Raw genomic sequence first — 21,579 nt, 5'->3', positions numbered from 1 at the left:
AAGAAATCACCAACAAAAAAAGATACACTCTTGTTAACATACAGTGAGCTTGTAGCCCGCGTTCAGACTTCGTATTCTGTGCAATGATCTGATGGGTTACCCCTCAGACAAAGATAGGACGTTGTTGCCGGGCAACACATGCAGAGGAAATAAGTTATATGGTTCCAGGAAAACCTCAAACAGACCCTACACTCGAGTGGTTCCTTTCACATTGTCATATTCATAAGTATCCGTCGAAAAGCACGCTTATCCATGCTGGTGAAAAGGCGGAGACCTTGTATTACATCGTGAAAGGGTCTGTGGCCGTACTGATCAAAGATGAAGAAGGCAAGGAAATGATCCTGTCTTACCTTAACCAAGGTGACTTCATCGGTGAGCTCGGGCTTTTCGAAGAAGACCAAGAGCGCACTGCTTGGGTACGCGCCAAATCACCGTGTGAAGTGGCAGAAATTTCATTCAAAAAGTTCCGCCAGCTTATCCAAGTGAATCCTGATATCTTGATGCGCTTGTCCTCACAAATGGCGCGCCGCTTGCAGGTAACGAGCCAAAAGGTGGGGGATCTTGCCTTCCTGGACGTCACAGGGCGCATTGCGCAAACCCTATTGAACTTGGCGAAGCAGCCTGATGCCATGACGCATCCTGATGGTATGCAGATTAAGATCACCCGTCAGGAAATTGGCCAAATCGTTGGCTGCTCACGCGAAACAGTGGGACGTATCCTTAAAATGCTGGAAGAGCAAAACCTCATTTCCGCACACGGTAAAACCATCGTGGTATACGGCACACGCTAATCGCGCCGCTCTCTGTATCACCAACCGACGCCCTGGCGTCGGTTTTTTTATCTCCATTATCTGGCAAGCACGCGGATTGCTTCTACACTCAAAACGACATGGTTAACATAAAATTAACAAGGTGTCGTTTATGAAAAAACTCATGATTACCCTCACCGCCTTCGCGCTCTCTGTGTTTTCAGTCCATGCTGCGTCCAATACGACGATTGTCCACCCCGAGCCACGCGCCGGCTCGGCGCTTGATCTCTATGCCATTGAGCTCATCGAGTTTCTTGCCGAAAAGTCGGGAGAATCTGTTACCTTACAAGCCTTTGACGGCCAAATTGGCTCTCAATCTCGTAAGGTGGAAATGCTCAAGCAAGGCAAGCTCACCGTCGACTGGCTTGGTGCCGACCGTACACTGGAAGCTGAATTGATCCCCGTTCGCTATCCCGTGTTTCGTGGCTTACTCGGCCACCGCCTGTTTATTACCAACCAAGCCACCGAGCCCCAACTTGCTCAGATAAGTAGCGCGAGTGACTTGCAGTCTCTTACTATGATTCAGGGACAAGGTTGGGCCGACGTCAAGGTGCTTAACTCAGCGGGATTTCGCGTACGTGAAATATCGAGCTTTGAAAACATTTTCAAAGTGGTTGATACGGGCCGGGCCGATCTCTTCCCTCGTGCCTTGATTGAGCCTTTTAGTGAATTAGCCGAGCGGCCGCAATACGGTAACCTGTTAGTTGACCCACACCTGATGCTGATCTATCGCTTCCCAATGTTCCTGTTTGTGTCTCCGCAACATGCTGACGTCGCCGAGATGTTAAATGGCGCTTTTGAAGCGGCGTATCAAGACGGATCATTTATCGAGTTTTTCAATAATGCGCCTTTAGTTAAGGAAACCTTTGAAAAGGCGAACATTGGTGAGCGTACTGTCATCCGAGTCGACAACCCGCATTTAAGCAACGAAACACAAGCGATTCCAGACACGTTTTGGCTCGACATCGAGGCTCAATAGACGATAAAAAAGGGAGCGTATCACACGCTCCCTTTTCCCATGATGTCGATAAGCAATGTGTGACGCACTAATGGGTGCTTTCAAAGATTTTGTCTGCCGAAGCAGCCACAAAACCTTGGTAGAGTTCACCATTGGGCAACACATACCGCTTAGCAAACTCGTAAAAGCCACCCGGGATGGTTTGCGTGCAATCGGAGAAAGTAACGGGCACGCGGTCAGCCATGGTGGAGGATTGCTCCAGATACACAGATGCATCCCCTTTGACTTCCCCACCTGACTCGTTAATCGCAAAGCCATTATCACGCAATCGGTTGTTCACCGAGAGGCAATCATCATGCGCATTCAGCTGATTCACACTCACGGTAAAATGGTTCGCACCATAACCGTGTGCCGCCACCCAAGACGCATATTCACTCTCTTCGGCAAGCGTTTGATAGGTTGCCCAATCAATATCCCATAGGCGGCCCTGATGGAGAAAATCGCTGCCTGTAAGTGACGACGCATCAACTTGTGCCACCAGCTTCTCAACAATCGCCTGAAGCGCGGGCGAGCATTGCTCGACCATCAACTCACTGATAAAGACTTTCGGCATCAAGGGATCGGGGTGCTCAAAATGGCAAGCATTGAGCTTTTTCGCTTCAAAGGTATAGTCACCTTTTTGCTGATACCCCAAGGCGAGAAATGGACGCGCGAGTACCTTTAGTCCAACCTTAGGCAAACCAAATGTCCGTAAGGCAATATGGTCATTGATCAAAGGTTGCCCTTCCTCTAATAAGGCATGCACCTTATGTGCCGAAGGGCACAGGCGGTTGATGTAGTCCTGCCACAGTTTGTCGAATAACGCTTGGCCACTGTCCATGTTGCTCTCCTTAGTCCTGTTGAGTCGGTATACCGGGGGCGAACGTCTCGGGAAGCATCACCTGCTCGCCCTCCATGGATGCCATGGGATAAGCACAATAATCTGCCGCGTAATACGCGCTAGGGCGTAAGTTCCCCGAAGCACCTGGCCCACCAAATGGCGCATCGCCACTGGCTCCGGTCAGTTGACGATTGCGGTTAACAATCCCTGCACGAATATGGTCAAGGAAATACTGCCATTCACCATCGTCTTCACTGATAAGCCCGGCAGACAATCCATAACGGGTGTCATTGGCTTTGGTGACCGCATCGGCCATATCCTGGTAACGCTGCACTTGCAACAACGGGCCAAAATACTCTTCATCCGGTAAGTCTTGGATACCACTGACATCCAAGATCCCTGGCGAGATCACCGCATCATGCTGATGTTCACACTCAATCACTGGCTTCGCGCCCAGATCAACAAGCTTTTGTTGTGTCGCCAGGATGCCTTCCGCTGCCGCCACTGAGATCTGTGCGCCCATAAACGGAGCCGGATCATCAAACTGACCGCCTACACGCACGGTTTTTGTCCATTGAGCTAGGCGAGTCAAGATCTTGTCACCCACTTCCCCCTCAGGCAACAGCAAGCGGCGCGCACAGGTACAGCGTTGGCCGGCGCTAAGATACGCTGACTGAATGATGGTATACACGGTGGCCTCTAAATCACCAAACTGATCACTGACCACCAAGGGGTTATTTCCCCCCATTTCAAGTGCGAGCATCTTATCAGGCTGACCGGCAAACTGGCGGTGGAGAATATGGCCAGTATTGGCGCTACCGGTAAATAGCAGTCCGTCGATGCCGCGCGCTTGCGCGAGTGCCTCACCGGTATTACGGCCACCTTGCACCAAATTGATAAGGCCATGTGGCAGCCCCGCCTCTAGCCAATACGCCAGTGTTTTCTCCGCCACTTTCGGCGTCAACTCTGACGGCTTGAATACCACACTGTTACCGGCCAGTAACGCGGGAACAATGTGACCATTGGGCAGATGACCCGGGAAGTTGTAAGGACCAAAGACCGCCATCACACCTAACGGGCGGTGGCGCAACACCGCTTGCGTGCCATTGACGTCCTTCTCGCGTGAGCCCGTTCTCTCGTGGTAAGCGCGTAATGAGATCGCCACTTTTCCGACCATGGCACCGACTTCGGTTTTGGTTTCCCAGAATGGTTTGCCCGTCTCTTCCGCAATGGTGCGCGCTAAATCATCCGTATTCGCTTTCACTATCTCGGCAAAGCGCTCAACCAGCGCTTGGCGCTCGGCAAATTCAGTATTACGCCAACGAAGAAAGGCTTCACGTGCGGCGCTAACCGCTTGTTCAACCTGGGGGCGCGTCGCTTCTTCACCTTGCCAAATACACTGACTATCAAAGGGATTTTGCGAGGTCATCACCTCGCCCTCGCCTTTCACCCATTCACCGTTAATCAGATGGCCTGCTGATTGCTTTGTCATCTTATCCCTCCATGGCAATCAAACGCAGCTGATCGCCTTCTTTTACATTCAATGCATCTGCTACCGCGGGGCTGATCACCACCTGATTGGTTTCATGATCCACCGCCGCTTTCGCCGCCGTGGCGCGGAAACCGGCAAAGTCCGTGTTCGATATCAAATAGTCCTGCGCGCTGCTGTGCTCTCTTACGCTTGCCGAGGCGTTAAAAGAATGACGCACGGATTCGATATTGTGACGTAAGCATTCCACCGTGGGGCCGGCATCAAAGATGTCGACATAACCACGGCACGAAAAGCCTTCTTTTTCCAACAAGCGCAACGCTGGGCGGGTATTTGGGTGCACTTGCCCGATAACCGCTCGCGCCTCCTCACTAAGCAGGCTCACGTAAATCGGCAGTTTTGGCATCAGGTCAGCAATGAAGCCTTTCGCCCCAATCCCAGTGAGGTAGTCAGCCAACGTGAAGTCAATGTTAAAGAAGTTATCCTTCAACCATTGCCAAAACGGCGAGTTTCCCTCGTCGTCAGACACACCACGCATTTCAGCAAAGACCACGTCTGCGAAACGCTCTGGAAATTGTGCCAACATTAAAAATCGACACTTGGACAAGAGCTTGCCGTTTAGGCCGCCACGAAACTCAGGGCGCATAAACAAGGTGCAGATCTCTGTCGTGCCGGTGTAGTTGTTGCCAAACGTCAGCACTTCCACGATGTTATGCACATTCAGTTTGCGCGACGAGTGCACCACCTTCGTCAGGTGGTAACTGTAAAATGGGTTGTCGAGGCCAATCGCGGCCTCGATGCCTGTTGTCCCAGCAATCTCACCCGTTTCTACATCTTCAGCGACCATCAAGTAGCCTTCCGGGCCAGGCTCTGTCACCTTTTTGGCAAAACTTTCTAGCGAATTATCAATTCGCCCTTGTAGCAAATCGGCATCCACCGGCAACGAGGTAAACCCATGGCCGGACGCTTCCGCACACAACATCAGTGCATCAAAATCTGATGCACGGATAGGCCGAATAACTAACATCTCAAATCCCTCCGAGTGTATGAGGTCGCTTATCCTGCAACGACCTTCGCAATCGCGCGCTCTAGGCGTGCCATCCCTTCTTCAATATCAGCTTTGGTAATCACCAATGAGGGGGTAAAACGCACCACATTTGGGCCGGCGACTAATACCAACAGGCCTTCTTCACCCGCGGCAACCAAAATATCGCGGGCACGGCCTTCCCAGTCTTGGTTCAGTGCCGCACCGAGTAGCAAGCCTTTGCCACGGACTTCACTGAAGATACCGTACTTATCGTTAATCGCTTCTAAACCGTCACGGAACCATTGCTCTCGCTCAATCACACCGTCTAAGACTTCAGGTTTGGTCACTTCATTGACCACCGCTTCTGCCACGGCACATGCCAGTGGGTTGCCGCCATAGGTAGAGCCGTGAACGCCAGGTTTCATATGTGCCGCGAGACGTTCGGTGGTAAGCATGGCACCAATGGGGATCCCGCCACCTAATGATTTGGCTGTCGCCAGAATGTCCGGCTCGACCCCTGATTCTTGATAGGCATAGAAGGTGCCAGTACGGCCATTGCCGGTTTGGACTTCGTCGAAAATCAACAACGCATTGTGCTTATCACACAGCTCGCGCACGGCCTGCAAAAAGCCTGCCTCCGGTGGCACGATGCCGCCCTCACCTTGCAATGGCTCCATCATCACCGCACAGGTGCGATCGGAGATATGGTCAGCCAATGCGGCGATGTCGTTGTAGGGAAGGTGGGTCACATCGCCAGGCTTGGGGCCAAAGCCATCGGAATAAGCGGGCTGTCCCCCTACCGTGACGGTAAAGAAGGTACGACCGTGGAAACCTTTGGTGAACGCGATGATTTCACTTTTGTGCTCGCCGTGCTCTTCTTTTGCCCAGCGACGCGCCAGTTTCAGTGCGGCTTCGTTCGCCTCGGCGCCTGAGTTCGCGTAAAAAACACGATCGGCAAAAGACAGCTCGGTGAGGCGTTTAGCAAGGCGCAACGCAGGGGCATTGGTCATCACATTACTCAGGTGCCACAGCTTCTGTGCTTGTTCGGTCAGTGCATCCACCATTACCGGATGACAATGGCCTAAACAGCTCACCGCGATACCACCGGCAAAATCGATATACTCTCGACCTTCCTGATCCCAGATGCGCGACCCTTTACCATGATCTGGGATCATCGGCATTGGGTTGTAACATGGCACCATGACTTCATCGAAGAGTTTACGTTCTACTTTGTGCTCCATTGTCATCACTCAATCCTTCTGTGTTTTATCTATGACGCATAGTATTTACATTATTTTAACCGCGGCAATAGCAGATTATGTTTTGTTTTCAGCAGGGTAACCGATCTCATGCAGTTTACAGAGATAGTTATGCATAAACTGTGAGCAGAGAGAAGCGCAGAGCGAGCAAGGCTATGATGCCAAATAGGCAAGACTGAAGGGAGACAACACCCAGGCTGCATAAGGTTGCAGCCATTGATAAGACAGTCAAAAATAGCGAAATGTAAAATTAGTGATAAAGATCGCCATTTTGTGCAATAGTGTGTAATAGTGGGCGCGACTGGGATGCTCCGAGGTAATGGCGCTTAAAACTATCGCGCCTTTATCCCGTCGGCTTTATTGCTGGAGAAAGTTGGCCAGTAACGCATGTCCCTCTTGGGTGAGGATGCTTTCTGGATGAAATTGTACCCCTTCCACCGCGAGCTCTCGGTGTTTTAACCCCATGATGATCTCACGTCCATCCGCCTCCGTGGTGGTCGCTGTTACCATCAAACAAGCAGGTAAGCTGTGTGGATCCACCACTAAGGAGTGATATCGCGTGACGGTAAGCGGGCTTGGCAAATGCGCAAAGACACCTTGTCCTTCGTGATCAACGGGCGAGGTTTTACCATGCATCACTGCCTTCGCGCGTATCACCTTAGCCCCAAATACTTGCGCTAGGGCTTGGTAGCCCAGACAGACACCTAACAAGGGGATCTTTCCCGCAAAGTGCTCAATCACCGCCAGCGAGATCCCAGCCTCATCTGGGGTACACGGGCCTGGCGAAACCACGATATGCGTGGGTGCCATCGCCTCTATCTCCGCCAAGCTAATCGCATCATTGCGTTTGACGCAAACAGACGCGCCCAATTCACAAAAGTATTGATACAGGTTGTAGGTAAACGAGTCGTAGTTATCGATGATAAGAAGCACTGTGCGCGGCCATGCGATTGAAAACCGGCATGATGCTAACACAGTGCTTATAGGGCGTCATCCTAGCGTGAGTTAGGGACGACGCTTATTGGTTAACGATTTAACTGACAGCGAAAGCCAGTGTATGTCACTGTCATCGGTGTATCAGCGGGGGCACTGCCACAGTATACAGGGAACAACCCCAAGGCTTTCACCGCAACCGTAATACGATCATCTGCGCTTAACGCCAAGGATTGCACCAAAGGGCTGGCTTGGTTGAACGTGCGCGTCGCGCGCCATTTCATCCACGCATGAGCCGGGCTTTTCTGTCCGTTAAGCAGCGGCACAATCGGTAAAATGCTGCGATTGTTCACGGTCACAGAAACAGGCACCACAGGCTCTGGGTAGTCAAGCGAGATCAAGACAGGATCGTGATCGGAGGATGAGAACGCATTGTCCGATTTCACCAAATCACCCGTATACTGGCGGCTATATTCAAACAGCGTACTTTCTACCGAGTTAATGTGCCACTCTTCTACGCCAACCACTTTGCTTGCCAAGCTGGCATTGGCCAAAGCATGATCTAACGCACCCAGCTCTCCAGAGAACGAATACGAATAGGCTTTGTCCCCTAACCAGTCGGTGGCCAAATTGGTATACCCCAATCCTTCTTCCACGGGTTGGCCGGTCGCATGCATAGGCACACCACGAATTTCCGTGCCCGCAGCGGTGAGAATATCGCGCTGACCCTCGCGACGCTGATAGTCCGTCAGCACACGAACAGGATCTTCTTGCGCGTACGCATTCAAGTCACCTAAGATCAGGACATCACCCTCTACGGTGTTTAATCGGTCACGTAATGCCACCGCCGCCGAGACGCGGAACTCATTACAACGGCCCTGCAGGTCAGCCGTTTCACTATCAAACTCGCCGGCAACCCAATCTTCATAACAGCCCGAGCCTTTTGATTTGAAGTGATTCACCACCACACTAAGAGGCTGATCATTAATCATAAAGCGTTGGATCAAGCTATCACGCTGGTATTTGTCGAGTGCCTTGGTTTCTCCGTCTGGGCTTTCGCCACTGATATGCTGCTCGGGCATTGGGATAGCCTGGGCATTGCCTGCTAATGCCACTGTCGCAGGACGATAAATCATGCCTACCATGATGGCATCAGAGCCAAAGTAAGCGCCTTGATTTTTCTCCGCCTCACTCGGTTCAACAAATTGGTAGTGATCACGGGGGTCAGCAAACTGGGCGTTGAGTTGAGTCACTAGATCATCAATGGCACTACCCGCTGCAAAGCCGTTGTTTTCAATCTCCATCAATCCAACGATATCAGCATCCATTGCCGTCAATGCGTTAACGATTTTCGAGCGTTGCAGTTCAAACTCAGCCGCGGTTTTTGCGCCACGGTTACAGCCACGGCTCGCATCCGCGTCGGCTTGATCTTCACAGGTCACATTGAGTGGGCCACCGACCGCACTGGCGCTAGTAAAGTAGTTAAGCACATTAAAGCTCGCGACCTTAATATCTGTGTCTGGTACCGTCTTAGGCGCCGGTTGACGGTCATTGCGATGCACAATATCCCCAGCGGTGATCGTGTTAGTCGCCACCAGCCGATACTGGCTGTAGCTATAGCCCAGCACACCACTCAACCGTTCGATGCGATCGCCAATCCGCAAATAGCCTTGCTCAGCATCAAGGCCAGGGAAGTACGGGATCTCGCCATCTTTCGCTTTCTGGTCGGTTTCAATATAAAGCTGGTTTTGGGCATTTTTCTCTGCCAACGCCTCAGCGCCTGGTGTTAATGCTGGATACAATTGTGTCGGTTTATACAAAGGTGCCTGATGTGATAACACCATGTTGTTACGGAACGCATCGTAGTCAAAACCAAAGTTACGGGTGATCACTAATTCACTGTCAGCGTCCATGGTCACCTTCATGCCTTCATAGCGCTCCAGTGCCTGATCAAGGGTTTCCTCTGCCCCCACACGGATGGCAGTAGGTAGCACATCACCTTGGTAAGGCCCTTTTGCCACCTGTCCATCCGTGACGCCTAGCTGGGTATGCCCGTAGTACTCTTTAATTTTACCGCTGGCACAAAGAGTATCGCCGGGCGCCAACGCTAAGTGTTGCGCGTCACGCAAATAGACAAACAACCCGTCAGACGTGGCAGGGTTGCCATCACCTTGCGGATCTTGAATCCAGACCCCTTTATACAAACCCTGAGTGACCGCCGTCACCACCCCTTGCACGGCATAAGTTTTGTCTGAGCTATATTTGCCATCCGGGACAAGCGGGCTCCGCGTCCCATCGCCTTGAATGGCATAAATGGGGGTCGGGGTGGTCACCCCACATTGGTAGCTCTCGGTAAGTGGCGCTTTTGCCGCCGCGGGCAGTGCAATCCCCGCCATTACCAGCGCAAGCGGTGACCACATCATTGGCTTTTTCATACCTGTTCCTTCACGTAATTGAGTGTTTACTCGAAAATCGAGTGTATTATTCATGATAGGTACAGGATATGACGTGATATGAATCGCACCGGAATCAGCGATTATTGATGAAGTAATTAGAAGTGAGAAGCTGGTTCAGTTATGTTAAAAAAAAGCAGCGAGCTTTCACCCGCTGCTTTTGTCATCTTTTAGTGACCCACTACACGCGTGGAACAAAGCCAACCGCGTCATAGACTTTGCGCAGTGTCTCTTGCGCGCGCGCCGAAGCATGGGCTGCCCCTTTTTGCATCACGCTATCAAGCAGTGCGCGATCGGCACGGTACTCGTGATAACGCGCTTGCAACGGCTCAAGCATAGCGACCACCGCATCGGCCGTATCCTTTTTCAAATGCCCGTACATCTTGCCCTCGTAGGCTTGCTCGAGCGCGTCAATCGACTCACCCGTGGCGCCCGACAATAGTCCAAGCAGATTAGACACCCCTGGCTTTTGCGCAATATCGAAACGCACCCGTGGTGGCTCTTCGGAGTCAGTCACCGCACGTTTAATCTTTTTCGCGATCACTTTAGGGTCTTCCAGCAAACCAATCACATTGTTGCGATTATCGTCCGATTTAGACATTTTTTTGGTCGGTTCTTGTAGGCTCATGACCCGCGCATTGACATCAGGCGTGTAGGGCTCTGGAAGCACAAACACATCGCCATAACGGTTGTTAAAGCGGGTCGCCACATCGCGCGCCAACTCCAGGTGTTGCTTTTGGTCATGACCAACGGGCACCTGGTTAGTTTGATACAACAGGATATCTGCTGCCATTAACACCGGATAGCCAAACAGCCCCGCATTAATGTTCTCAGCATGACGCTGCGACTTGTCTTTGAACTGCGTCATCCGGTTTAACTCACCCATTTGGGTGTAACAGTTAAGTACCCAACTCAGTTGCGCGTGTTCAGGCACGTGTGACTGCACAAACAGGTTACTTTTTTCTGGGCTCACCCCCACCGCCAAGCAAAGCGCTAAGGCATCAAGCGTGGCTTCGCGTAACGCGTCAGCATCCTGGTGGACGGTGATCGCATGTAAATCCACCACGCAATATTGGCAGTCATAATCATCTTGCATCTGTTCCCACTGACGCAACGCGCCCAGATAGTTACCAATACTCAGCTCGCCAGAGGGTTGCACACCACTCAATACAATGGGTTTTGAAGGTTGACTCATGATGATTTGATTCCTTTACATATTGCCCGTGGGGGCGGTCTTATTGACTTATTAAACGCGTTATACGGGGTGGTTGGCAACCACAGAAACTAACTCACTAAAGTTGTCCAAGATATAGGTAGGTCGGCTATCACTGATGGGCTCACCATAGTTGTAGCCATAGGTCAGGCCGACGGAGGCGAATCCGGCATTCTGGGCCGCCAAAATATCATTTTTTGAATCACCGACCATCAACATCTGGGCATTGGTTAATCCGTGCTTGTCGCGCAGCAGGTGTAGGCCTTCAGGATCGGGCTTGCTGGTCGACAAACTATCGCCACCGATCACATCGATAAATAATTCGGCCAGGCCTAAATCAGCTAAAATGGCCGGCACAAAGGCGTAGGGCTTATTGGTGACAACCCCCAGTTGATAGCCTTGCTGGTGTAAGTGATTCAAGGTGTCTTTCACCCCAGGGTACAGTACCGTCTTTTCATGCCCATTGTTTTCATAATGGAAATTGAAGCGCTCTCTGGCTTGCGCCACCAAGGCTGGGTCTAAATCGGGATCGTGATTATGCGCACGCGATAATGCACGACGAATCATGATATCGGCACCATTACCAATCCAGCCGGTGACCTCCGCAACGCTCACTGTGGGTCTGTCCAAATCAGCTAACATCATCTGCAGCGCTTGGGTCAAATCTGGCACGCTATCGACTAAGGTGCCGTCTAAATCAAATGCAATATAACGCAGGCTCATACTACTTCAACTACCTTTCTACTTTTGCCAGTTCGGCACGCATTTCATCAATGGCGGCCTTGTAATCTGGCTGACCAAAAATGGCGGAGCCCGCCACAAACATATCTGCGCCTGCCTCAGCAACCTCAGCAATGTTGTTCGCTTTTACGCCACCATCGATTTCGAGACGGATGTCTCGACCGCTGGCATCAATACGCTGTCGAACGGCTCGGAGTTTATCAAGCGTGGTGGGAATGAACGACTGCCCCCCAAAACCTGGGTTGACCGACATCAGCAAGATCATATCCAGCTTATCCATCACGTAATCGAGATAATGCAACGGCGTGCCCGGGTTAAAGACTAAGCCCGCTTGCATGTCATGCTCTTTAATCAACTGCAAGGTACGATCGATGTGCTCACTGGCTTCTGCATGAAAGGTGACCATGCTGGCGCCCGCTTTGGCAAAATCAGGAATAATCCTGTCGACGGGTTTAACCATCAAGTGGACATCAATGGGGGCGGTAATGCCATAGTCACGTAACGCCTGACAAACCGGGGCACCAAAGGTGAGATTGGGGACATAATGATTATCCATCACATCAAAATGGACCACGTCCGCCCCCGCGGCGAGCACCTTGTCCACTTCTTCACCCAGTCGCGCAAAATCAGCAGATAAAATCGATGGCGCGATCAAAAAATCCTTCATAGCACGGTCGCCTCAGTTACCAAAAAGTTGCCGCAATTCTACCCGATTTTGGCCACGAAGTCTTACCCGTTCACGGTTTTCTCCTCGCTAACACTGACAAGTTATCGTGGCTTGACTAGAGTAAACAGAGGCGCCAAAAAAGGAGGCATCATGGACAGCAAACCTAGACTCACTGACGTTATGAAGAGCGTCATCGCGGCATTGTTTGGCGTCCAATCGCAACAAAATCGCGAACGAGATTTTGGCCATGATTCGCCGGCGGCGTATATCATCACCGGTGTGGTGATGATTGGGATCTTTGTCGCTGCCTTGCTGGCGTTAGTCAGTGTGTTGACCTAATGGCCCAAGACGGATGAGAAGCATCACAGAGTAGGCGATGGCGGGTCGAACAGTGCCAGTAGCTCGTCCACTTTATTCCGGCCTTGTCCATTACGGCTAATGGTACGCTTGACTTTCACCACGTTAAACGACGCGCCACGGTATAGCCGACGCGTGTAAGGCGTATCATGGTTGGAGATAAGAACCGGGATCCCTTGGCTGACAGAGGCCTGTTCAGCGTGTTCGGCCAGTAAGGCTTGATCGTCCAGCGTAAAGCCATTGGTAGCATAGGTGGTAAAGTTCGCCGTGGCGGTAAGCGGCGCATAGGGCGGATCACAGTAAATCACGTCGCCTAACTTGGCGCGGGCAAAGCTTTCCGCATACCCTTCACAAACAAACTCTGCCCGTTGCGCTTTTTCGGCAAAAACCGCGAGCTCTTTTTCCGGAAAGTAAGGTTTTTTGTAGGAGCCAAAGGGCACATTAAAGCCACCCTTTTTATTGTAACGACACAAGCCATTGAAGCCGTGACGATTCATATAGAGGAAAAACAACGAGCGTAAGTAGGGATCCGTGGTGAGATTAAACTCACGACGCACATCCAAATAACGCTCTTTTTGGTTGTACTCTTGGCAAAAAAACGCGCGCGCATCAGCCACAAACCGCATCGGGGTTTGCTTGATAATGTTGTATAAGTTGATCAGATCGGGATTGATGTCCGCCAAGATATAGTGGTCATAATCGGTATTGAGAAACACCGATCCGGCGCCAACAAAGGGCTCTATCAGCGTGTTCCCCTCAGGAAGATGACGACGAATGTCATCGACCAGTGAGTACTTACCTCCCGCCCACTTTAGAAACGCGCGATGCTTTCTCATTGCCCCTAGTCTATCTCTGCGGTCTGAAAAGGGGCGGATTGTACCCTATTTTGCTTCATCAATCAGCGGATTTTACTGGCCATTTGCTCGGTTAATTTCGCGATGGATCTGACTGAATGATTTCACAAAAGGCTGCAGTGCACGGACATTATCCGCCAAGTTTAGTTCAGCACGACGAGCCTCAGTCACACTGGCATAGTCACCCAATAGCACCATATACCAAGTCGCATTATTGCGCTGCGTTTGGTACACCTGCACGCGATCAGCCAATTGATAATCCTCAATCAAGGCAACCGCATCTTGCCGAGATTGCAGTGCGGCCAATTGCAGGGCATAACGCTGGGCAGGGATATTGAGCAAAGCTTGTGGCGCTAAAGGCAACCCATTTCGCCCACTCTCATTTTGGCTAAGAATGTCTTGGCTGCGATTGCCTGAGTCGGGATTTGTAGCCGATGCCGTTGCGCCCTCATCGGTTGTTTGACCCGCGTTTGCGACGTCATCCGCAGCGGTTTGTGGTGCCGCAGGCGCAGGCACCGCCTCACTGATTTCGCTGGCTAATGGCTCATCAACGGCGTCAGTGCCGTCTCCTCCAGCATCTTGTTCGTCAATAATCGCATCGACCACATCATCGGGCACCACAACACGCTGCCCTTCATCACTGCGCCCAACAGTCAGCCCTTCACCATTAATATCGTCTGGTAGGGTCGCCTGATCTTCCGTTACCGCACCATTATCGGCTGATGGCGACGTCATCGTCTCGCTCCCCGCATCCGCGTTAGACGCACTAGGTTGTGTGCCTGTTTGGGTCGCGGTTTGCGGATCAGTGATCGCTTGCTCCTCTTGTTCACTGAGCAAATCATCTAAATTCTTGAGCCCTTCAGGAAGCACCGCCTCTGACGCAGCGTCACCTTGCTGGCTTGGAAATACCCACCAAATCACCCCCGCGCCGACGATCATCAATACCACCGCAAGGAGCAGCATTAAGAAGGGTTTGTTGTTTTTAGCGGGCTTTTTCTTATCTTTACTCACAGCGCCTGTCTCCTGATTGTCCTTTCCCATAATGGTGCCGGGGTAAACGGTTTGATTGGCAAGTTTGGCTAACCACTGTTTCTTTTTCTCGCCACCGATGCGCTGGGTGACCGCCAGCACATCAATAAACATCTCAGCTTCTCCCTCGTTGAGGGGAGAGATTTCGAGCTCCAGGGGTTTTTGCTCGTGCCCGTAAGACACCTGGCCTAGCCACTTGTTCAACTTTCCAGGTAGCGAGAAAAGCACCACATTGATACGCCAATTGGCTTGGTGCTGGGCGTGTTGTACCAAGGCCCACAACTCTGACAACAAGCCGGGGGTCAAACGATGCGCATCATCAATCACCAATAAGGCATCACACCCACCACCATCGAGCATCATGGTGAGACTATCAATGAGCGGGTCGGCTTCGTTAAACACCCCATCTTTAACAATTTGCCGCAGCAAGATAGCGCGGCGCTGTGCATCGCTCTGGGCGGTGTGGCACGCCAATAATGCATGAACATGGGCATCTGCCCACTGCTCCATATAGCGCTCACTGAGCCAGGTTTTACCCGCCCCCTCAGGCCCAGTCACTTGGATCAAGTTGGCACTAAAGCGGGTAATAAATTGCAGTCGAGAAAGGAGCTGGGTTTGGCTTTCCAGATCCAAGGTTAAGGTATCAAAAGTGTCTGTCATGCATTCAATGGTTAACCGGCATCAATCACATCAGCAATACACTGATGTGGCACATCTGCAACCACTTGAGCCTGGCCTATCGCTGTCGGCAAAACCAGGCGCAACTGTCCTGAAAGCACTTTTTTATCACGCATCATGTGCTTAATAAAAGCATCGTAGTTCATCTCACTGGGTGCCTGTATGGGAAGATCAGCACTTTCCAGCAAGGCAGTGATGCGTGACACAGTTTTTGGCTCAATCAGACCGTGTTGCTGTGCCGTTTTAGCCGCCAACACCGTCCCTGCTGAGACCGCTTCACCGTGCAGCCAGTTGCCGTATCCCATTTCTGCCTCAATGGCATGGCCAAACGTATGGCCCAAGTTTAAGAGTGCACGGACACCCGCCTCGGTTTCATCTTGTGCGACCACATCGGCTTTTATCTGGCAACAGCGGCGAATCGCATAACGTAGCGCATCCGGCGAGAGCGCTGTCAGTGCAGCCATTTCGCTATCGAGCCAATCAAAGAAAGGCGCGTCGGCAATAATGCCATACTTAATCACTTCGGCCATGCCCGCGGCAAATTCACGACGCGGTAAAGAGCTAAGCACCTGCGTATCAATCACGACCGCTTGAGGCTGATAGAAAGCCCCAATCATGTTTTTACCCAGTGGATGATTAATGGCGGTTTTGCCACCAACCGACGAGTCCACCTGCGCCAGTAATGTGGTGGGCACTTGGATAAAGTCTACCCCGCGCTGATAACAGGCGCTGGCAAAGCCAACGATGTCACCAATCACGCCGCCGCCCAGTGCAACAAGTACCACATCACGGTTGTAATTGTTTTCTAATAGGAAGGTGTTAATGGTGTTAAATGTCTCTAAAGACTTGTAAGCCTCACCATCGGGTAGGCTCAAGCGAGCGACATCCGCCGCGCCTGCCTGTTTTAAGGTTGAGACCAGTGCGTCGCTGTATAACGGCATCACTGTCTCGTTGCTGATGACAGCAACCCGACGCGAATGGACGCTCCCAAATAGGCTAGCATCAGCTAACAGCCCTTCACCGATCGAGATAGGGTAGCTACGTGCCCCTAGGTTAACGTCTATCCGTTCCATGGTCGGGTCCTGTGTTTGGTTATTGCTGCTCTAACAGAGCCATGATTTGATTGGCCACCACTTTGGCACTTTGATCGTCAGTACGTACAACATAATCAGCAATTTCTTGATAAAGAGGATTACGCTCTTCCGCTAACGACTCAAGCACTTCACGTGGTTGGTCAGTTTGTAATAATGGTCGTTTCTTATCGCGTTGGGTGCGTGCCAGCTGCTTCTCGATGGTGGTTTCTAAATACACCACAACACCACGAGCAGAGAGACGGTTGCGGCTTTCTTTGCTCATGATCGAGCCACCGCCAGTCGCGAGAACGATACCTTGCTCTTCAGTGAGGTCGTTTATCACGTTTTCTTCGCGTTTACGGAAACCTTCTTCACCCTCAACGTCAAATACCCATGCAATGTCTGCTCCAGTACGATCTTCAATCACTGAATCAGAATCATAGAATTCCATATGAAGTTGCTGAGCGAGATGACGACCAATTGTGCTTTTACCAGCCCCCATAGGGCCTACCAAAAAGATGTTTCGTTTTTCAGCCATTTTAAGCAATTTTACGCGCGGTTAAATAAGACAACACCGCCCGCAGGCTTAATGAAAAAAGCCCGAGGCGCCAATTCCTCACAGATATTTCGTGATCAGATTAAAAATTATCTCAGGACAGTGACCCCTTTGGCAACACCTAACCTAGTCTGTGACGATTTTAGGGGTCACAAAGATCAGAAGTTCGCGTTTTGCATGGTCTTTTAATTGGTGCTTGAACAAGTTGCCAACCAAGGGAATATCCCCCAGCAGCGGCACTTGGGTCTCTTTATTGATCATGGTTTGCTGAAAGATCCCCCCTAAGACCACGGTTTCACCATTTTCCGCCAGCACTTGGGTATTAATGCGCTTGGTACTGATCGACATCGCTTCGCCTTTCCCGGCCACCACGGCTTTTTCGGGCATGTCTTGGGTTAATTTTAAATCCAAAACCAGCGTATTGTTGGGCGTGATTTGTGGGGTCACCGATAAACTCAGCACTGCTTTTTTAAAAGACACCGCCACCGCACCGCTTGAAGACGCCTCAAGGTAAGGTAGCTCAGTCCCTTGTTCAATATAGGCCGCTTTTTTATTGGTGGTGATAAGTCGAGGGCTCGATACCACTTCTGCTTTCCTTTCGCTTTCAAGCGCAGATAGCTCCAAGTCGAGCAGAAGATCATTGCCAAGCTTCGCCACTTGCAAGGCCATGCTCGAGGCCGAGGGGTTAGCAGCGGCCAGGTTCACGCTGAGGAAGTCGCCAATATTTGCGCCGTCTGTCGCCGCATCGTTTAAGCTTTCAGGTCCTTGCCCGGTGACAGTGCTATCCCACATCAAATTACCTTCCACAGACGGGCCAACCGTGGTTGAGCCATTTCGATTCAACAGTCCCCAACGCACGCCTAATTCGTCCACTGAACCTTGCTCGACCGTCACAATACGTGCCTCAATTTCGACTTGCTTAACGGGCACATCCAAGTGACGAACCAAGGTGCGAATGCGGGCTAGATTCTTTTGATTATCTTTAATGATCAACGCATTGGTTCGCTCATCAAGCGATACCGCCCCTCTGGGCGACAGTAAACTGACCCCTTCACCTTGTCCTTTAATCAGTGCGGCGATATCGCTCGCTTTGGCATAGTTCACCGTGAGCACTTCTGAGCTCAGTGGTAGTAAGGCGTCCGCTTGCTGACGCATTTCAAGCGCTTGCTTTTCTTGTGCCATGAGCTCTCGGCGAGGGGCAACGAGCATCACTTGCCCCCGTTGGCGTTTATCTAGCCCCTTTACGCGCAAAATCACATCCAATACATCTTGCCAAGGCACACCATCAATACGCATGGTGATATTGCCTTGCACCGAGTCCGAGGTCACCAGGTTAAAATCATTCTGCTCAGCAATCAGCTGCAACACGGTACGGACCGGAATATCTTGGAAGTTAATCGAGATCGCCGCTCCTTTTTGCGCTAAGGCCTTCACAGAAGGCGCTTTTTTTGCCGCAGAGACGCGAATGGTCAACACCTTTCCTTGCTGCTGGTAATCAAACTCCACGGCCTGCTCAGCACGCAGTACGATGCGGGCACGCTCAGGTGCCTGAAAGGTTTCAATCTCAGTCACGGGCGTCTGACGACGGCGAGTATCGAGGACCGCCAGCAGTGCCGGTTTAAGCTGCACGTTCGGTAGGCGTAACGTGACTTGCTGAGGCGTCGGTTGGCGAAAGTCAGCCGCTACCGCGGCGTCAGAAAACGTCAGCGAGACGCTAGCATCACCATTGTCGAGGCGCTTCACCGCGATATCGGTCAGCGTACTCTTTGCGGCAACCTGCGCCGAGCCAACGCTTAGTATCAGTAGTATGAGCCAGACTGAGCGAACGCTTGGCGTAAACGTGCGGGAAAGGTAAGGGCGTATTATCATATTGGTATCCTAACTACGGCAAAGTTGCTTCCATCGACAAGGTGACAGTGCGAAGCTGCCAACACCCCAACCCATCCGGCAGGGCTTCTTCAATCGCGATCTGATTTGCATTCACGGCCACCACACGGCCACGGTTTTCGCCTAAATGCGCACCTTCACTGACTTGAGTGATGGTGCCATCAGGACGGGCAATTAAGGCTTGTTGCTGTGCGCCTTTGGTTAAGCTGCCTTTCATGGCAAGGCTTGCCAGTGGAAATTGCTCAAGCGGCTCTAAAGGCCGTTGTAAATTGGGCTGCCAACAGTCGCCTGTTGAAGCCTGTCCACCAACATTGATTGCGGGTAGCACAAAGGGATCTCGCTGATCGGTGACAAAGACTATCGATTGGTAATTCGGCGAAGGGGGAATGCGGGTGGCATTGACTTGCGCACTGGCTTGAGTTTGTTGCATAAACTGTTCGATATCACTGTGGTATCTATCACAGCCCACCAAGCTCAACCCAAATAACAACACCAAAAGACGCTTCACTGTACGAACTCCTTATCAGTGGCAATACCTTCACCGGTATAGCGATATGTGGTCGCCGACACCGACAGCAGCAAGGGCGCATGAATGTCATCGTCCTCAGTACGGGTTAAGACAAAATCTTGCAGCGACACCAAGCGAGTCATGGCGGCAATATCCGCGCTAAATGCACCAATAGAGGCATAATCCCCGGTCAAGACAACCGTCATCGGGATCGCATCAAGCCAACTACCATGCTTTCTTGGCTGCCACTTCAGTGTGTTGAAACCTAACTGATGACGGATCCCAACTTCATTAACCCCGGCGAGTAATCCCGAAAGCTCTTCTTCTTCCGGCAGTTGGGCAATCAAGGTGGCATATTGCTGATTTAACGCGCGCATTTGTGCCTCCACATCGGGCAGAGCGGCGACGCGATTGGCCAACAACCGATACTCGGCTTTGAGTTGTGCTTCGCGCTGAGTCGCTGCCTCCAGCGCCTCTTGGTTGGGCTGCAAAATCAGCAAAGCTGCGAGCATCGATAGCGCGATCGCGCCCACCGCCCAAACAATGGCGCGGGTGGCGAGTGGCGCACTGGGGAGTTTTTGCCAATCCCATGCAAAGGCGCTAATCATGACTGCACTCCTTGGGGCTTGGGTAACTGCGGTGTGACGTAGTCGGTCAAACGAAAGCTTAACGTGAAGCGTTTGTTGGCGCGTTGCGATCCTGATTCGGTGATCACAGTGTCAATATCAACGTCGGTGGCCAACGCACTTTGCTCTAACGCTGCCAATAAACTTGCCATCTCCGCATTGGATGTGACCCAGCCTTCGACCGTGACACGCCCCTGTTGCTGCGCCAAGCGACTTAAATACGCCCCTTCAGGCATCACGGTTGGAATGAAATTCAGCAATGCGGTGACATTATTGCGCTGTTGCTGTAAGGCGTTGACCAGTTGTAAGCGCGATTGTAGCGCTTCACGCTTTTTATCTTCGCGCTTAAAGGTTTGTAAGGTGGCACGAAAATCGTTCACCCCTGCGGTTAAGCGTTGATTGCGTGCCTGTTGCTCAGTCAGCCAGTGCTGCTGGACCGCGTTCACGGCACTGACCATCAGCACCACACCCAGCAGTACCAAACCACTATGGACCATAAACGTTTGACGCTGCGCGCGGCGCGCTTTTTCTCGCCAAGGGAGTAGATTTATACGCATGAATATTCTCCCCGCAGCGCTAACCCCAAGGCAATAGACGCATCATCGCTGATGTTCGGCGCCGTTTGATCCAACATCGCCACTGGATTGAATCGCGTGATGGTAAGGTGCTCAGACGCTAGCGTGGCCGGCCAAGCGCCGCTAATCCAAACCGTGCTCAAGGGCAAGAGTCGATTATGCTCACGCGCTCGATGACAAGCCTGATCAAAGTGCTGCTGCACCAAGGCGTTGGCAGCTGACTCACGGTATTCATAGCGCTCTCCCTCCCCCAAACGGCAGCGATGCTGATAAACTTGCCCATCAGGATAAAGACGAATCGCAGTCAGCAAGCCGCTGTGATAGTGCAGCCACAGTGGCCAGTGGTTCGCCTGCGCAACAGGGCGGAGTGCTTGATAAACGCCGACTAAGGCTTGGCTGTTGATGTCTGCCACCGTAGGCGATAACCCGACCCGCTTGAGCGCGTCTAGGGCCGGAGTGAGCGCAAGACGCCGGCATGCCACCACTTGATAACAGACTTGTCCCGGCTGAACAGTCACGCCGCTCATAACCGCAAAGTCGTAATATAATGTATCCATGTCCATATTGAGGGCGGCACTCAGCTTTTGGCCGATCAAAGCTTCTTGCTCAATCTCGTCGTCAATCAGTGGCGCCGTCATTTGCTTGGTGATCACAGCCTCTTCATCGACCCCCACCACCACAGAGATGTGTAGGCGCTGATACCAAGGTACACACGCGAGTAATCGTTTTTTTATCTCGGTAAGCGGGACACAGAGATCGTCAGTCGCGCGATACGGCACCCGATGATGGCCTGCCACCTGAATACCTTGTCGATGTGCACGAACCACAATGGCGTGAATGATATCTCGGCCGATATCGATACCTAAAACTGCCGAACTTCGCATCATTTCGTGTTAGGCTCCCAACGTCAGCGTGAAGTCAGTATTTACAAAACTGGCCTCATCACGGGTTATTTTTAATGCTGGTGCCTTTATACTACTCACGTATGATTATTGAACGGCTCAACG

Annotated in this window: 21 protein-coding genes; 3 read left to right on the top strand and 18 right to left on the bottom strand. The window is 51.7% G+C overall.

Annotation, left to right across the window (positions count from 1 at the left end; genetic code table 11):
* Nucleotides 1-158 precede the first annotated feature (158 nt).
* Nucleotides 159-791: a cAMP-activated global transcriptional regulator CRP gene (gene crp / locus BZG72_RS07015; RefSeq protein WP_002535199.1), complete on the top strand. Its 633-nt coding sequence runs from the start codon at nucleotides 159-161 to the stop codon at nucleotides 789-791.
* Between the two features lie 130 nt (nucleotides 792-921).
* Nucleotides 922-1,788: an ABC transporter substrate-binding protein gene (locus BZG72_RS07010; RefSeq protein ID WP_077578263.1), complete on the top strand. Its 867-nt coding sequence runs from the start codon at nucleotides 922-924 to the stop codon at nucleotides 1,786-1,788.
* Between the two features lie 67 nt (nucleotides 1,789-1,855).
* Here the strand turns inward: BZG72_RS07010 and BZG72_RS07005 are convergent, their stop codons facing one another.
* The 9 genes from BZG72_RS07005 to rpe form a co-directional block, all read right to left on the bottom strand.
* The gene (locus BZG72_RS07005) at nucleotides 1,856-2,647 is read right to left on the bottom strand and encodes a DUF1338 domain-containing protein (protein ID WP_046074772.1); all 792 of its coding nucleotides are present in this window, start codon (nucleotides 2,645-2,647) and stop codon (nucleotides 1,856-1,858) included.
* Nucleotides 2,648-2,657: 10 nt separating this feature from the next.
* On the bottom strand, nucleotides 2,658-4,139 hold the full coding sequence (astD, locus tag BZG72_RS07000; protein ID WP_046074771.1) for a succinylglutamate-semialdehyde dehydrogenase: 1,482 nt from the start codon (nucleotides 4,137-4,139) through the stop codon (nucleotides 2,658-2,660).
* 1 nt (nucleotide 4,140) lies between these two features.
* The gene (astA, locus tag BZG72_RS06995; protein WP_046074770.1) at nucleotides 4,141-5,163 is read right to left on the bottom strand and encodes an arginine N-succinyltransferase; all 1,023 of its coding nucleotides are present in this window, start codon (nucleotides 5,161-5,163) and stop codon (nucleotides 4,141-4,143) included.
* A gap of 29 nt (nucleotides 5,164-5,192) precedes the next feature.
* Nucleotides 5,193-6,410, bottom strand: coding sequence for an aspartate aminotransferase family protein (locus BZG72_RS06990; RefSeq protein WP_046074769.1), 1,218 nt, complete (start codon nucleotides 6,408-6,410; stop codon nucleotides 5,193-5,195).
* Nucleotides 6,411-6,779: 369 nt separating this feature from the next.
* A complete protein-coding gene (locus BZG72_RS06985) occupies nucleotides 6,780-7,355 on the bottom strand; it encodes an anthranilate synthase component II (protein ID WP_077666446.1) in 576 nt (191 codons plus the stop codon).
* 92 nt (nucleotides 7,356-7,447) lie between these two features.
* A complete protein-coding gene (locus tag BZG72_RS06980) occupies nucleotides 7,448-9,790 on the bottom strand; it encodes an ExeM/NucH family extracellular endonuclease (RefSeq protein WP_077666445.1) in 2,343 nt (780 codons plus the stop codon).
* A 199-nt stretch (nucleotides 9,791-9,989) separates the two neighbouring features.
* Nucleotides 9,990-11,003, bottom strand: coding sequence for a tryptophan--tRNA ligase (gene trpS, locus BZG72_RS06975; protein WP_077666444.1), 1,014 nt, complete (start codon nucleotides 11,001-11,003; stop codon nucleotides 9,990-9,992).
* Between the two features lie 60 nt (nucleotides 11,004-11,063).
* Nucleotides 11,064-11,744 carry a phosphoglycolate phosphatase gene (locus BZG72_RS06970; RefSeq protein ID WP_046074765.1) on the bottom strand — a complete coding sequence of 227 codons (681 nt, stop codon included), beginning with the start codon at nucleotides 11,742-11,744 and terminating at the stop codon, nucleotides 11,064-11,066.
* Between the two features lie 10 nt (nucleotides 11,745-11,754).
* Entirely contained in the window at nucleotides 11,755-12,429 is a 675-nt protein-coding gene (gene rpe / locus BZG72_RS06965) for a ribulose-phosphate 3-epimerase (RefSeq protein ID WP_046074764.1), read from the bottom strand.
* A gap of 150 nt (nucleotides 12,430-12,579) precedes the next feature.
* Between rpe and BZG72_RS06960 the strand changes: the two genes are divergently transcribed.
* Nucleotides 12,580-12,768 carry a DUF2970 domain-containing protein gene (locus tag BZG72_RS06960; protein ID WP_046074763.1) on the top strand — a complete coding sequence of 63 codons (189 nt, stop codon included), beginning with the start codon at nucleotides 12,580-12,582 and terminating at the stop codon, nucleotides 12,766-12,768.
* Nucleotides 12,769-12,791: 23 nt separating this feature from the next.
* Here BZG72_RS06960 and dam read toward each other — a convergent pair whose 3' ends face one another.
* The 9 genes from dam to pilM form a co-directional block, all read right to left on the bottom strand.
* Nucleotides 12,792-13,622 (bottom strand): adenine-specific DNA-methyltransferase, encoded by an 831-nt coding sequence (dam, locus tag BZG72_RS06955; protein WP_046074762.1) that lies wholly within the window; start codon nucleotides 13,620-13,622, stop codon nucleotides 12,792-12,794.
* 72 nt (nucleotides 13,623-13,694) lie between these two features.
* Nucleotides 13,695-15,329, bottom strand: coding sequence for an AAA family ATPase (locus tag BZG72_RS06950; protein ID WP_077666443.1), 1,635 nt, complete (start codon nucleotides 15,327-15,329; stop codon nucleotides 13,695-13,697).
* An 11-nt stretch (nucleotides 15,330-15,340) separates the two neighbouring features.
* Entirely contained in the window at nucleotides 15,341-16,420 is a 1,080-nt protein-coding gene (aroB, locus tag BZG72_RS06945) for a 3-dehydroquinate synthase (protein ID WP_077666442.1), read from the bottom strand.
* Between the two features lie 19 nt (nucleotides 16,421-16,439).
* The gene (gene aroK / locus BZG72_RS06940) at nucleotides 16,440-16,958 is read right to left on the bottom strand and encodes a shikimate kinase AroK (RefSeq protein ID WP_025739049.1); all 519 of its coding nucleotides are present in this window, start codon (nucleotides 16,956-16,958) and stop codon (nucleotides 16,440-16,442) included.
* A gap of 144 nt (nucleotides 16,959-17,102) precedes the next feature.
* The gene (locus tag BZG72_RS06935; protein ID WP_077666441.1) at nucleotides 17,103-18,845 is read right to left on the bottom strand and encodes a type IV pilus secretin PilQ; all 1,743 of its coding nucleotides are present in this window, start codon (nucleotides 18,843-18,845) and stop codon (nucleotides 17,103-17,105) included.
* Between the two features lie 13 nt (nucleotides 18,846-18,858).
* Nucleotides 18,859-19,371, bottom strand: coding sequence for a pilus assembly protein PilP (locus tag BZG72_RS06930; RefSeq protein ID WP_077666440.1), 513 nt, complete (start codon nucleotides 19,369-19,371; stop codon nucleotides 18,859-18,861).
* Nucleotides 19,368-19,979: a type 4a pilus biogenesis protein PilO gene (locus BZG72_RS06925; protein WP_077666439.1), complete on the bottom strand. Its 612-nt coding sequence runs from the start codon at nucleotides 19,977-19,979 to the stop codon at nucleotides 19,368-19,370. Before BZG72_RS06925 ends, BZG72_RS06930 begins: the two co-directional genes overlap by 4 nt.
* A complete protein-coding gene (locus BZG72_RS06920) occupies nucleotides 19,976-20,554 on the bottom strand; it encodes a PilN domain-containing protein (RefSeq protein WP_077666438.1) in 579 nt (192 codons plus the stop codon). Before BZG72_RS06920 ends, BZG72_RS06925 begins: the two co-directional genes overlap by 4 nt.
* Nucleotides 20,545-21,459, bottom strand: a complete 915-nt coding sequence (gene pilM, locus BZG72_RS06915; RefSeq protein WP_077666437.1) for a pilus assembly protein PilM — start codon at nucleotides 21,457-21,459, stop codon at nucleotides 20,545-20,547. The genes BZG72_RS06920 and pilM overlap by 10 nt, the downstream gene beginning before the upstream one ends.
* Between the last annotated feature and the right edge of the window lie 120 nt (nucleotides 21,460-21,579).

Origin of the sequence: Salinivibrio sp. PR6, assembly GCF_001995955.1 — a bacterium.
GTDB classification, from domain to species: domain Bacteria; phylum Pseudomonadota; class Gammaproteobacteria; order Enterobacterales; family Vibrionaceae; genus Salinivibrio; species Salinivibrio siamensis.
Note: the sequence above shows the minus strand (reverse complement) of the source record. Positions and strands in the feature narration are given on the sequence as shown.

Bases quoted from the DNA above. Each gene is read 5' to 3' on its own strand.
- BZG72_RS07010 (WP_077578263.1), top strand. From the start codon at position 922: ATGAAAAAACTCATGATTACCCTCACCGCCTTCGCGCTCTCTGTGTTT.
- BZG72_RS06935 (WP_077666441.1), bottom strand. From the start codon at position 18,845: ATGATAATACGCCCTTACCTTTCCCGCACGTTTACGCCAAGCGTTCGC.
- pilM (WP_077666437.1), bottom strand. From the start codon at position 21,459: ATGATGCGAAGTTCGGCAGTTTTAGGTATCGATATCGGCCGAGATATC.
- aroB (WP_077666442.1), bottom strand. From the start codon at position 16,420: ATGGAACGGATAGACGTTAACCTAGGGGCACGTAGCTACCCTATCTCG.
- dam (WP_046074762.1), bottom strand. From the start codon at position 13,622: ATGAGAAAGCATCGCGCGTTTCTAAAGTGGGCGGGAGGTAAGTACTCA.
- BZG72_RS06925 (WP_077666439.1), bottom strand. From the start codon at position 19,979: ATGATTAGCGCCTTTGCATGGGATTGGCAAAAACTCCCCAGTGCGCCA.
- crp (WP_002535199.1), top strand. From the start codon at position 159: ATGGTTCCAGGAAAACCTCAAACAGACCCTACACTCGAGTGGTTCCTT.
- BZG72_RS06920 (WP_077666438.1), bottom strand. From the start codon at position 20,554: ATGCGTATAAATCTACTCCCTTGGCGAGAAAAAGCGCGCCGCGCGCAG.
- BZG72_RS06990 (WP_046074769.1), bottom strand. From the start codon at position 6,410: ATGACAATGGAGCACAAAGTAGAACGTAAACTCTTCGATGAAGTCATG.
- BZG72_RS06980 (WP_077666445.1), bottom strand. From the start codon at position 9,790: ATGAAAAAGCCAATGATGTGGTCACCGCTTGCGCTGGTAATGGCGGGG.
- trpS (WP_077666444.1), bottom strand. From the start codon at position 11,003: ATGAGTCAACCTTCAAAACCCATTGTATTGAGTGGTGTGCAACCCTCT.
- BZG72_RS07005 (WP_046074772.1), bottom strand. From the start codon at position 2,647: ATGGACAGTGGCCAAGCGTTATTCGACAAACTGTGGCAGGACTACATC.
- aroK (WP_025739049.1), bottom strand. From the start codon at position 16,958: ATGGCTGAAAAACGAAACATCTTTTTGGTAGGCCCTATGGGGGCTGGT.
- astD (WP_046074771.1), bottom strand. From the start codon at position 4,139: ATGACAAAGCAATCAGCAGGCCATCTGATTAACGGTGAATGGGTGAAA.
- rpe (WP_046074764.1), bottom strand. From the start codon at position 12,429: ATGAAGGATTTTTTGATCGCGCCATCGATTTTATCTGCTGATTTTGCG.
- BZG72_RS06950 (WP_077666443.1), bottom strand. From the start codon at position 15,329: ATGACAGACACTTTTGATACCTTAACCTTGGATCTGGAAAGCCAAACC.
- BZG72_RS06970 (WP_046074765.1), bottom strand. From the start codon at position 11,744: ATGAGCCTGCGTTATATTGCATTTGATTTAGACGGCACCTTAGTCGAT.
- astA (WP_046074770.1), bottom strand. From the start codon at position 5,163: ATGTTAGTTATTCGGCCTATCCGTGCATCAGATTTTGATGCACTGATG.
- BZG72_RS06960 (WP_046074763.1), top strand. From the start codon at position 12,580: ATGGACAGCAAACCTAGACTCACTGACGTTATGAAGAGCGTCATCGCG.